The 11,532-nt window shown below is 68.4% G+C and carries 11 protein-coding genes; 3 read left to right on the top strand and 8 right to left on the bottom strand.

All coding sequences use genetic code 11. The features are described from left to right. Window positions 1-264 precede the first annotated feature (264 nt). Together QSK17_RS34225 and QSK17_RS34220 are read right to left on the bottom strand one after the other, a co-directional pair. The gene (locus tag QSK17_RS34225; RefSeq protein WP_285710494.1) at window positions 265-1,071 is read right to left on the bottom strand and encodes a transposase family protein; all 807 of its coding nucleotides are present in this window, start codon (window positions 1,069-1,071) and stop codon (window positions 265-267) included. Window positions 1,072-1,462: 391 nt separating this feature from the next. Continuing rightward, entirely contained in the window at window positions 1,463-2,050 is a 588-nt protein-coding gene (locus QSK17_RS34220) for an anthranilate synthase component II (protein WP_285710493.1), read from the bottom strand. A 47-nt stretch (window positions 2,051-2,097) separates the two neighbouring features. Between QSK17_RS34220 and QSK17_RS34215 the strand changes: the two genes are divergently transcribed. Continuing rightward, a complete protein-coding gene (locus QSK17_RS34215; protein WP_285710491.1) occupies window positions 2,098-2,343 on the top strand; it encodes a cell division protein CrgA in 246 nt (81 codons plus the stop codon). Between the two features lie 61 nt (window positions 2,344-2,404). Here QSK17_RS34215 and QSK17_RS34210 read toward each other — a convergent pair whose 3' ends face one another. Together QSK17_RS34210 and QSK17_RS34205 are read right to left on the bottom strand one after the other, a co-directional pair. Continuing rightward, complete coding sequence (locus QSK17_RS34210; RefSeq protein ID WP_285710489.1) at window positions 2,405-3,262, bottom strand: rhomboid family intramembrane serine protease; 858 nt, start codon at window positions 3,260-3,262, stop codon at window positions 2,405-2,407. A 51-nt stretch (window positions 3,263-3,313) separates the two neighbouring features. Continuing rightward, window positions 3,314-3,844 (bottom strand): peptidylprolyl isomerase, encoded by a 531-nt coding sequence (locus QSK17_RS34205; protein WP_502889343.1) that lies wholly within the window; start codon window positions 3,842-3,844, stop codon window positions 3,314-3,316. A 246-nt stretch (window positions 3,845-4,090) separates the two neighbouring features. Between QSK17_RS34205 and QSK17_RS34200 the strand changes: the two genes are divergently transcribed. Next, window positions 4,091-4,522 (top strand): hypothetical protein, encoded by a 432-nt coding sequence (locus tag QSK17_RS34200; protein WP_285710486.1) that lies wholly within the window; start codon window positions 4,091-4,093, stop codon window positions 4,520-4,522. Window positions 4,523-4,551: 29 nt separating this feature from the next. On the opposite strand, the gene QSK17_RS34195 is transcribed toward QSK17_RS34200, so the two are convergent. Continuing rightward, window positions 4,552-6,807, bottom strand: coding sequence for a HelD family protein (locus tag QSK17_RS34195; RefSeq protein ID WP_285710484.1), 2,256 nt, complete (start codon window positions 6,805-6,807; stop codon window positions 4,552-4,554). A gap of 380 nt (window positions 6,808-7,187) precedes the next feature. Then, window positions 7,188-7,793, bottom strand: a complete 606-nt coding sequence (locus QSK17_RS34190; protein ID WP_285710481.1) for a TetR/AcrR family transcriptional regulator — start codon at window positions 7,791-7,793, stop codon at window positions 7,188-7,190. Window positions 7,794-7,961: 168 nt separating this feature from the next. On the opposite strand from QSK17_RS34190, the gene QSK17_RS34185 reads away from it, so the two are divergent. Next, the gene (locus QSK17_RS34185; RefSeq protein ID WP_285710479.1) at window positions 7,962-9,479 is read left to right on the top strand and encodes an MDR family MFS transporter; all 1,518 of its coding nucleotides are present in this window, start codon (window positions 7,962-7,964) and stop codon (window positions 9,477-9,479) included. Between the two features lie 111 nt (window positions 9,480-9,590). On the opposite strand, the gene QSK17_RS34180 is transcribed toward QSK17_RS34185, so the two are convergent. Together QSK17_RS34180 and QSK17_RS34175 are read right to left on the bottom strand one after the other, a co-directional pair. Continuing rightward, window positions 9,591-10,607, bottom strand: a complete 1,017-nt coding sequence (locus QSK17_RS34180; RefSeq protein WP_285710476.1) for a hypothetical protein — start codon at window positions 10,605-10,607, stop codon at window positions 9,591-9,593. Then, on the bottom strand, window positions 10,600-11,181 hold the full coding sequence (locus QSK17_RS34175; protein WP_285710475.1) for a hypothetical protein: 582 nt from the start codon (window positions 11,179-11,181) through the stop codon (window positions 10,600-10,602). Before QSK17_RS34175 ends, QSK17_RS34180 begins: the two co-directional genes overlap by 8 nt. Window positions 11,182-11,532: the final 351 nt, after the last annotated feature.

Raw genomic sequence — 11,532 nt, 5'->3', positions numbered from 1 at the left:
CAGTAGTCGTGCGACGAAGCGGATGAGGTCTCGTGAGACGTCGAGCATGGCAGGATAGGTGATCACGTGGAGCCTTCTGGTAGACGGACGATCTTGTGGTGAGACCTCTTCTACCGAAGGCTCCACGCCTGTTTCCGGCATCCTCTGTTCGTCCGCGTGTCTGCCCGCGTGTGATCGTTTCTGCCCAGGAAAGTCCTACTGTCCGAGTCGATCACGCTGAGAAAACGTCAGTGGGGGCTGTCAATGACGTTTTCTCAGTGAATTTCAGCTGATCCGGCGATGTTCGAAGTGGACGAGAACGAGTGCGGCGCGTACAAGGTCGCCGATCCGGCTGGGGCTGAGCGTGGTGTGCTGCAGGGCCGTCCAGCGTTCGGTGAGGAGGGCGAAGCCGCGTTCGCCGAGGCTGCGTAGCGCCCGTTGTAGGGCGCTGCGGGCGCGGTTGCCGACGCTGAGCACGTTGCCATCGGCGGGTTGCTTGAACGGCACGACGATGCCGTGACCCGCACCTTGATAGCCGGGATCGGCCAGTACGGGCATGGCCTTGGCGTACGGGTAGACGGCAGGAAGCACGTGACGGCGAGCAGCTTCGATATCGACGACACCGCCAGGCTCTACGTCGCTGGTCCAGACGGGAAAGCCGTCGGGTTCACACAAGGCTTGGATGTTGCCGCCGAAATCGCCGGTCTTGCCGGAGAACCAGGCGTCGATGGTTTCGCCTTTCACGCTGGTGGTCTTCATGCGGCAGCGGTCGGTGTCGAAGATTTTGCCGTCGAGGATGAGGTGGGGGACGCGGTCGGCGGCGGCGTGTTCCAGTGCTTCGTGCAGGTCGGGGGCTTGGTCGGCCAGGACGTCGATGACCTCGTGCAGGTAGCGGTAGGCGGTGGCCTGGGACAGTCCGAACGCGATGCCGTGCAGGCGGATGTTGGGCTTGGAGCGGAACCAGGCCAGGGCGAACAGTGCCTGGTGGAAGCAGGTCAGGCGCCGAGACCTCTTGGGCGTTCCGCGGTGGCGGCGTTCGGTGTGTAGCAGGCGGCCGACGTAGCGGATCAGTTCACGGGAGACGTCGAGCATGGCAGGATAGGCGATCACGTGGAGCTTTCTCGGTGTGAGGATCTTGTGGTGAGACCCCTTCTACCGGAGGCTCCACGTTCTTTTTGGGGTTCCTGACATTCATCCGTGTATCTGCACGAGCGTGCCTGTTCCTGTCGGATAAAGCCCTGATGTCCGAGTCGATCTCGGTGAGAAAACGTCAGTACATCGAGCAGCAGCAACGCCCACTGTGGCCTGTGGGTGAAGGCGCGCTCGCGCCCTAGCGGGCACTCTCCGCGCGGGCCTTCACCCCTGGCCTGAAGCTGAAGGCCGGAGCACTGGCCCGCATTTCGGTAGACATGGGAAGGGCTTCCGCCACTCGGGGGCAATGGCGGAAGCCCTCATCTGTTAGTCGTCGCGGGGGCCGGAAGCGTTACACGATCTGGGCGAGCCAATTCCCGAGGAGCCGGTGGCCGTGTTCGGACAGGATCGACTCGGGGTGGAACTGGACGCCTTCGATGGGGGCGTCGCGGTGGCGCAGGCCCATGACGACGCCTCCGGGGGTGGTCGCGCTGACCTCCAGTACGGCGGGCACGTCGGTGACGGCGAGCGAGTGGTAGCGCGTCATGGTGACGGGCGAGGGGATGCCGGCGAAGACTCCCTTGCCGTCGTGGACGATCAGGCTGGTACGGCCGTGCATGAGTTCGGGGGCCCGCCCGACGGTGCCGCCGTACGCGACGGCGATGGCCTGGTGGCCGAGGCAGACGCCGAGCAGGGGGACTCCGTGTTCGGCGCAGTGGCGGACCATGGGGATGCTCACTCCGGCGTCCTCGGGGGTGCCGGGGCCGGGGGAGACGAGCACCCCGTCGTACCTGTCGGCGTCGTTCACGGTGACGTCGTCGCGGGGCCGGACGTCGCAGTCGGCTCCGAGTTCGCGCAGGTATTGCACGATGGTGTGGACGAAGCTGTCGTGGTTGTCCACGACGAGGACACGTGCCGGGAATCGCGGTCGGTCGTCCATGCAGACTATCCTTACTCGGAACTGCGCCCACTAACGAGGGAACTGCCGTGCCGAAGTCCAAGATCCGCAAGAAGGCCGTCTACACGCCGCCGCAGAAGGCGCAGACGGTGAAGGTCAGCCCCCGGTGGCTCGCCCCGCTCATGGTCACATCGTGGATCCTGGGGATCGCGTGGATCGCGGTGTACTACATCGCTCCGAACGCTCCGGGTCTGGGCGCGCTCGGCAACTGGAACCTGTTGATCGGCTTCGGCATGATCATCTTTGGTGTGATCCTTTCGACCCGCTGGCGCTGACGAAGATTGTTGTCCACAGGGTTATCCACACCTGTGGACATCCGGATCATCGGATCACACCTTACGGCTGCAGGGCCATCGCGCCGTACGGCGGGAGGGTCAGCAGGATGACGGCCATGACCGCGAGCACGGCGACGACGGCGGAGAGCTGGACGGCGTTCCGGGATTGGCGCGGGGCGTAGACGAAGGCGGCGGCGACGACCGTTCCGGTCACCAGGCCGCCGAGATGGCCCTGCCAGCTGATCCCGGGGACGACGAAGGTCAGGACGATGTTGATCCCGATCAGCCAGAGCACGCCGCGGGCGTCGAAGCCGAGCTTCCTAGCGACGATGAAGAGCGCTCCGAACATGCCGTAAATCGCGCCGGAGGCACCGTATGCCATCAGGCCGAACAGGTAGACCGCGACGGAGCCGCCGAGCGCGGACAGCAGATAGAGCGCGGCGAACCTGAGCGATCCGAGGCGCCGTTCCAGCTCGGGGCCGATGGCGTAGAGCGCCCACATGTTGAAGAGGATGTGCCAGAAGGACGGCGGCGGCGCGTGCAGGAACGCGCCGGTGATCAGCCGCCACCACTCGCCGTAGTAGATGCCGACGGAGTAGGTGCCGAACTTGCCGATGATCTGGTCGGCTCTGGTCAGCTCGGCGAGGTAGGCCAGCACGTTGATGGTCAGCAGGGTCCAGGTCACCCACGGTGTGGTGACCGTGGCCCCGCCGAACATCGCATGGGCGTGGCGCACGCTCCGGTTGCCCTCCTGGACGCATTCGACGCACTGGTGGCCGACGGAGGCGTCGCGCATGCAGTCAGGGCAGATGGAGCGTTCGCAGCGCTGGCAGCGAACGTAGGTCTCGCGCTCGGGGTGGCGGTAGCAGGTCGGCGCGGCTTCCGCCCCCGGGTACGTCGGCGGTGGCTGGGAGGTCATGGAGTCCTTCCGAAGGGCGTGTCCACGGCCTCCTAGCCTATAAGCCGTTTTTCACGAACGCTCGATGGTGACTTCTTCGATCACCACGTCGTTGACCGGGCGGTCCTGCCGGCCGGTCGGGGTCTTGGCGATGGTGTCGACGACCTCGGTGCCCTCGATGACCTCACCGAAGATGGTGTGGCCCTGGTTGAGGTGCGGCGTCGGGGCGACCGTGATGAAGAACTGGGAGCCGTTGGTGCCCTTGCCGAAGCGCTTGCCGGCGTTGGCCATGGCGAGCAGGTAGGGCCGGTTGAAGTTGTTCTCCGGGTGGATCTCGTCGTCGAAGTCGTAGCCGGGGCCGCCGATGCCCTGGCCGAGCGGGTCGCCACCCTGGATCATGAAGCCGCTGATGACCCGGTGGAAGATCGTGCCGTCGTACAGCTTGGCGGTGGTCTTCTCCCCGGTCGCGGGGTGTGTCCACTCGCGGGTGCCTTCCGCCAGTTCGACGAAGTTGCGCACGGTCTTCGGCGCGAGGTACGGGAAGAGCTTGACCCGGATGGTGCCGTGGTTGGTGCGAAGGTTGGCGATCAGGTTCTCAGCCACGAGGGCCGCCCCCTTTTCGTGCAGGTTTCGGTTGTCCGTTGAACTTCGGTGAACAGCGTATCCACCTCGCCCGGGGAGCCCGGTCATGGTTGAGCGGCTTTGGCACGGGAAGAGGGTCGTCACGGGGCCCCAACACCGGGGAGGTTTGTCGTGTCCCTGACTCTCAGAAGACACCGCGTCGATGTACCGATTCCGCGGACGCGGATGGGCCGTATGAAGGCCCAGGTGAGCCCGATAGTCGGCAAAGTGAGCCCGATGGTCGGCAAGGTGAGCCCGATGGTGGGGAACGCGCGCGACGTCACCGCCATGCGCATCACGGACGCCCGCGTGTGGGCGGCGCCGAAGCTGGACCAGGTCGCGCACACCGTTGAGGAGCAGCTCGCCCCGCGCGTGAGCTCGTTTCTCTCCGGCGCGGCGCGGCGAGTCGAGCCAAGCCCGGTGGTCAGGACCCGGCGGCGCTGGCCGTTGCTGATGCTGTTCGCCGGCCTCGCTCTCGGCGCGATCGGCGCGGTGATGTACCGCAACAGGTCCGAGCGGTTGACAGAGGCCATGAAGGAGACCACGTCGGAGACCGCCAGGTGGGCCGGCGAGAAGGCCGAGCGCGCGGGCGAGAAGGCCAAGCAGGCCGGTTCCAGGGCCGGTGAGAAGGCCGACGAGATCGCGGGCAAGATCCAGTAGTGCGTACGGCCGGCGCTCCGGCGCCGGCCTCACTTGTCACCGCGTGCCAGCCGGTCGAGCATCCGGGGCAGGTCGCCGTCGTGCAGCACGGTCAGCCGGCGGGTGGCCCTGGTGATCGCGACGTACAGGTCCTGGCCGCCCTTGGGCGACTGGGCGAGGATCTCCATGGGCTCGACGACCACCACCGCGTCGAACTCCAGCCCCTTGCACCGGTTCACGGTGAGGACGGCGACCGGCGACTCCAGCGGGTCGTCCTCCAGCGGGAAGAGCGCGGCGATCTCCGCGTGCCGGGTGTCGGGGGTGAGCACCGCGAGCCGCCCGTCCCCGATCGCCTCCAGCTCCTCCTCCACCAGCGCGCGCAGGTCCGTCCCCCGGTGCGGTACGGCACGCGGCCGCGCCTCGCCGTCCCGCACGGACTCGGGGGGCTCCTGGTCCGGCGCGACCACCTTGAGCACGTCGGCGGCGACATCCATGATCTCCGCCGGGGTGCGGTAGTTCACCAACAGCAGTTCCTCGCGCCAGCGGTCCTTGACGTACGGGTCGAGCATCTCGGCCCAGGAGTGGGCGCCGGCCGCGGAACCGGTCTGCGCGATGTCGCCGACCACGGTGAGAGACCGGGCCGGGATCCGGCGCATGATCGTGCGCCAGGCCATCGCGGACAGTTCCTGCGCCTCGTCCACGATCACATGACCGTACGCCCAGGAGCGGTCGGCCGCCGCCCGCTGCGCCGTGGTGACGGCCGGGCCGGTGTCGTGGTGCCGTTGGGCGAGCGACACGGCGTCCATCAGCCCGGTGAGGTCGGAGATCTCCAGCACGCCCCTGGCGTAGCTCTCCTCGTCTTCGCGTTCCTCAGCCGCGGCCCGTTCGCGCGCCTTGGCCTCGGCGTCGTCCTCGCCGAGGAGCTCGGCGGCCTCGTCGAGCAGGGGCACGTCGCCAACCGTCCACGGGCTGCCCTCCGGGCGGAGCAGCGTTGAGCGCTCCTCCTCGCCGAGCAGGCCGCCCGCCGCGCGCAGTCGCTCCGGGTCCGCGAACAGCTCGCCGACCAGCCGCTCAGGCGTGAGGTAGGGCCACAGCTCGTCCAGCGCCGCGCGCACCGACGCCTGCTGCCAGAGGGCCTGGCGCGCGTAGCGCAGGTCCTCCTCGTCATACGGCCGGTCAAGCTGCCTGGCCTCGTCCACGGCGAGGCCCATGAGCACCTTGTTGACGAACACCCTCCGCGCCATGTTGTGCGGCCGGCCGAGTCCCCGCGCGCGGTCGCGGGCGCGCAGACAGGCGTCGTGGTCCAGGCGCAGCGCCATCCGCTCGACGACGACCTCGACGCCGCCGCGGACGGAGGTCCGCACGTCGATCAGCACCTCCAGGTCGCCTTCCGGCGCGCGCTGGCGGTCCCGCACGGCGGCCTCGATCACCTCGGCCATCCGCAGGTCGCCTTTGACCACGGCCGCGGCGGGGTCGTCGTCCGCGGTCGCGTGCACGCCGCGATGGAGCTCGCCGACGCTGGACAGGACCACCTCGGTCTCGCCGAGCGAAGGAAGCACCTGGCTGATGTAGCGGCTGAACATCGCGTTCGGGCCGACCACGAGCACGCCCCTGCGCTCCAGCGTGGCGCGGTGCGCGTAGAGGAGGTAGGCCGCCCGGTGGAGCGCGGCGACGGTCTTGCCGGTGCCGGGCCCTCCCTGGACCACGAGCGCGCCGGCCAACCCGGATCGGATCACGCGGTCCTGCTCGGTCTGGATGGTGGCCACGATGTCGTCCATCCGGCCGGTGCGGCCACGCCGCAGCGCCGCCAGCAGGGCGGCCTCGCCGACCAGGTTCCTCCGGTCGCTCTCGGCCATCCGGTCGAGGTCGAAGACCTCGTCGTCCAGCCCGGTGACCGTACGGCCGCGCGTGTGGATGTGCCTGCGGCGGACGAGCGACGCCGGGTCGCTGGGGCTCGCGACGTAGAAGGGGCGGGCGGCCGGGGCCCTCCAGTCGATGAGGACCGAGTCGTGCTCGTCGTCGCGCAGCCCGATCCGGCCGATGTAGTAGGTCTCGCCGCCGGAGTCGTCGATGCGCCCGAAGCACAGGCCGCGCTCGACCGCGGAGAGCTGGGCGACCCTGCGGGCGTGCTCGTCCGCGGACACCTCGCGCTCGATGACGGCCTGGCGGGTGCCACCGCCGCCGCGGGCGAACACCGTGCTCAGGGCCACCTCGGCGAGTTCCCGCGCGGTGTCGAGCCGGTCGTACAGCATGGAGACGTAGGACTGTTCTTCCCTGAGAGCTTGCGCGAGTTGACGGCTCATCATGGCTTTGCTAAAATCCTTAGCGTTGGGTTCTTTGTCGGCCCAAATATGCAGAGGGTTGAGAATATCAGGTCTCCCCTCGCGTTGTCGTCCTTTGCCGTTCCCGCGTTCCCGTGTGCCGAGCCGGCGTCCTCAGGACTCGACCAACCCCTCGCGTTGTCGTCCTTTGCCGTTCCCGCGTTCCCGTGTGCCGAGCCGGCGTCCTCAGGACTCGACCAACCCGCGCGGATGGCGTATTTCGTCAGTTCGATCCGGTCGCACACGCCGAGTTCCCACGCCGCCCCGCGATGCATCCGTCTGGATCCGCGCTCGCGACGGGCAGCGTTCGCCCGTCAAACCTTGGTGCCGCGACCGGCAAGGTTTGCCCGGAAGGGGGGCACCAGCTAGAGGAACGGCCGCGCCACCTCGGCGAGGACCTCCTCGGCGATGTCCAGGAGCGTCCGGAGCGGTGCGTCGCCGGACTGCTGCCCCTCGATCCACATGTTGGCCGCGATGCGGAGTCCCATCAGGAACGCCGCCGCCAGGACCCGCGACCGCGGCGCCCCCGGCTCCTCGCCGTCGCGTACGGCGATGGCTTGGGCGAACTCACGCTCGACGCGGACATGGTTGGCCATCTGCCGGGCCAGCACGGACGGATGCTGCTTGGCGAGCCGCGTCTGGAGTGCCCACTCGCGGTTCGGCTCGCCTATCTCCTCATGGAGACTGCGGGCCGCGTTGACCAGCGCCTGCCACGTCGTCTCCTCAGCCGGACGTTCGCGGAACTCCTTCAGCAGGGACCAGATGCGCTGTTCCTCGCCGTACAGGAGGGCGTCCTCCTTGCCGGCGAAGTAGTTGGAGAAGGTGCGGCGCGAGATGTTCGCGGCGTCGGAGATCGCCTCGACCGTGACGTTGTCCAGGCCGAGCTCCACGGTCAGCCGCATGGCGGCCTCGTGGACGGCCTGCCGCGTCTCGGCCTTCTTGCGCTCGCGCAGCCCCACCGTGGTGTCCATGGTCCGGCAATCCTAGCGTCCTGGGAATAACTGCCCACTGAGCAAAGTTTCTCAGTGGGCATATATTATGCGACGGCTCTCCCCGTGAACCAACTGCTATGGAGGCAGCTCTTGAGCGCGCAGTCCGCTTCGCCGCCAGGCCCCGCGCCGATGACGCATCGGCAGATCATGGAAGCACTGAGCGGCCTGCTCCTGGTGCTCTTCGTCGCCATGATCAGCAGCACGATCGTGTCGGTGGCACTCCCCCAGATCATCGGCGCTCTCAACGGCACACAGTCGCAGTACACCTGGGTCGTCACCGCGTCCCTGCTCGCGGCGACCGCGTCCACCCCCATCTGGGGCAAGCTGGCGGACCTGTTCAGCAAGAAGACCCTGCTCCAACTGGCCATCATCATCTTCGTGATCGGGTCGCTGGCCAGCGGGTTCGCCCAGAACACCGGCCAACTGATCGCCTTCCGCGCCTTCCAGGGCCTCGGCATGGGCGCCCTGCAGGTCCTCGTCCAGGTCATCATCGCCGCGATGATCCCTCCGAAGGAGCGCGGCAAGTACAACGGCTACCTGGGTGGCGTCATGGCGGTGGCGACGGTCGGCGGACCGTTGCTGGGCGGCCTGATCGCCGACACCTCGTGGCTGGGCTGGCGGTGGTGCTTCTTCATCGCCGTGCCGATCACCATGGTCGCGTTCATCCTGCTGCACAAGACCCTGAAGATCACCACAGTCCGGCGGCCGGACGTCAAGGTCGACTACGTCGGCGCCACACTGATCGCGGCGGGCGTCAGCGTCCTGCTCATCTGGGTCACCTTCGTCGGCAACTCCTTCGACTGGCTGTCCTGGCAGACGGCCGCCATGGTCGGCGGCGGCCTGCTCATCCTCGCCATCGCGACGTGGGTCGAGTCCCGGGTGAAGGAGCCGGTCGTGCCGCTGCACATCGTGCGTATGCGCACCCCGGCCCTCGCCATCGTGGCCAGCCTCGCCGTGGGCATGGCGATGTTCGGCGGTTCGGTGTTCCTCGGGCAGTACTTCCAGATCGGCCGTGGCTACAGCCCCACCGAGGCCGGACTGCTGACCATCCCGATGATGTTCGGCGTGCTGGTCTCGTCGACGATCTCGGGCCGGCTCATCTCCGCAAGCGGGAAGATCAAGCCGTACATCGTGGTCGGCTCCCTCGTGCTCACCGCCGGTTTCCTGTGCCTGTCCACCATCGACCACAAGACGCCGCTGATCCTCATCTCGGGCTACATGCTGCTGGTCGGCGCCGGCGTCGGCATGTCGATGCAGAACCTCGTCCTGGCCATCCAGAACACCGTCCCGCTGCGGGAGCTGGGCGCGGCCAGCGGCGCCATCACCTTCTTCCGCTCGCTCGGCGGCACCATCGGCGTCTCGGTCCTGGGCGCGGTCCTGGCCAACCGGGTCGCCGCCAACATCGCCGAAGGGCTGGCGCGCATCGGCATCACCCCTACGCAGAGCGGCGGCAGCAAGACGCTCAACATCGCGGCCCTGCCCGAGCCGATCAAGGGCATCGTGCGCGCGGCGTACGGCGACGCCACGGGGCACATCTTCCTCATCTCCGCCGCCATCGCGACGGTCGGCATCATCGCCGTCCTGTTCCTCAAGCCGATCAAGCTCCGCGACAGCGTGGACCTGACCGAGGCCACGAAGGCGGAGCAGCCGGCGCCCGTACGGTGACATCCCCGACGGCGACATTTCCTGCGGCGACGCTGCGGCCGCCCGGAACCCGCGAGGCCCCCAAGGCTTAAGGGGCGTACGGAGCGCAGCAGGTCAGTACGGCATCGCCCGTCAGCGGCGACGGCCACGCGTGAGCCCGGCCACGAGGAGGGCCAGCGCGCTGATGAGACTCACCCCGACCACCAACCAGAAGATCTTGGTGAACGGGGAGTCGAGCGCGGCCGGCGTGCCACGGCCGCCGGACTCCTCCGGAAAGGTGAGAGTGCCGGTCACCGCGTGTTTGACCCGGCCGCTCTGCACGATGAGCCGGAATGTCCACGGCCCGGGCGGCAGCCGGTCGTCGAGAACGACGGAGACCGTCCCCTCGTCGCCGGGGGCCAGGGTCGTGCCGCCGGCGACCCGGAACGGGCCGGCCCGGACGGAGCCGGGGCCGTCGGACAGCGCGAGCTGCCCGTCCAGGTCGAGGGCACGCCGGCCGGTGTTGCGCACGGCGGCGGTGATCGCCGGGTGGCCGTCCTCCGTGCGCCTCGGGATCACGTCGCCGATCCGGAACTCCGACGGCGGATCGCCTCCGGGGCCGACGTCGAGGTAGGCCCGGACCCCGACCCGGTTGACGAGCGCGACGTTCCGCTTCGCGCTCGGCGCACCGGTGGAGACCTGCGCCCAGATGACGGCGTACTGCTCGCCCTCGGGCGCCGACTTGGGCACACCGATCGTGGCCGTCACCTCGGAGCTGCCGTGCGGAGGCAGGTCGATCGCGGAGCGGTCCAGCTTGATCCACGAGCTCAGCTCGTTCGAGGTGCGGCCGGGTGCGAACGTGAACGATCCGTGCGCGACGTCGGCCGCGGCGGCATAGACCTCAACATGCTGCCGCTTGGACGAGCTGCTGTTGACCTGCAGCCGCCGGGTGAAGGTGGTCCCGGGGTTGACGTGATCGACGACGAAGACGCGCGCACGGGGGTCGTCCATGCGGTTCTTCGGCGCTTCGAGCAGCTTGATCCCGATGGTGCCCTTCTCGTCCGGACGCCGCGAGTCGGCGGCCGCGCCCGCCGGTCCGCTGAACACACCGTACAAGGGGAGCGCGAGCAGCATGGCCGGCAGGCACAGCCGTAGGAGGGGGTTAGGCAACAGAGTGATCCACCGTCCCGGTGTAGACGCCCGCCACCGCGCTCGAGGGGACGTTCACCACGATGGTCGGGTTCCAGGTGGCGCTGTTTTCGCCGGACCCGGTCGTCTTGCTGAAGGCGGTGCGCGACGTGTCGAGTGACTGCGCGGCCGCCGCGTTGGCCTGGCCGGGCACGAAGGTCCCGGTGCCGGTGGTCCCGGTCGCGGCACCCGACCAGTACAGGACATCGGTGTTGGGGATGGTCTCCGGGGCGGTGCCGCCACCGGTCGTGAAGCCGCCGGTGGCCGCGACCACGGACGCGACCCAGGTCGCCGTCAGCGCGGCGCGCTGGTCGGACACCTGGATGGAGCCGAGCTGGCCGCTGATCTGACCCCCCGGCGCCCCGGTTCCGATGCTGACGGGGCCGTTGGGCACGGTGATCGTGAGCCCGTCGGGTGCGTCGACGGTGAAGTTCACCGTGGTGGCACACGTGGTCGAGGCGGGGCAGGTGCCCGCCTGCGCCGGCAGCGCGGCCACCATGGCCGCCACCAGGCTCGCGACTCCCGAACACACCATGCCGAGACGGCTTGCGGACATGACCGCTCCTCTTCATCGGATTCATCGGAACAACGCCCAGGTCAGGGCGTACTTATGCGGCTCATAGTGCGTGGAGAAGGTCGGCCGGAAGGTGCGTCGGCGTTGTGTCTGCTAACTCTTCATCGTGTCTTGTCGGATCTTGGCGACCCGGGCGGGCGCTGCGCCACGAGTGGTCGACCGTGCCCGCGTAGGTGCCGGGCATCGCCGTTGACGGCACATGCACCCTTACCTCAGGAAACCGGGTTGATCGACCCCCTGGGCGCAGATCTAGAGTGACCGCATGTCCGCTGATTCTTTCGGTGTCCTGCAACGTTGGTACGTCTCTCAGCGCGACGACGGCTGAGTCCACAT

The sequence above is a fragment of the Microtetraspora sp. NBRC 16547 genome (assembly GCF_030268965.1).
GTDB lineage: Bacteria > Actinomycetota > Actinomycetes > Streptosporangiales > Streptosporangiaceae > Microtetraspora.
The sequence above is the reverse complement of the archived record's forward strand: the minus strand, read 5'-3'. Positions and strand labels throughout refer to the sequence as shown.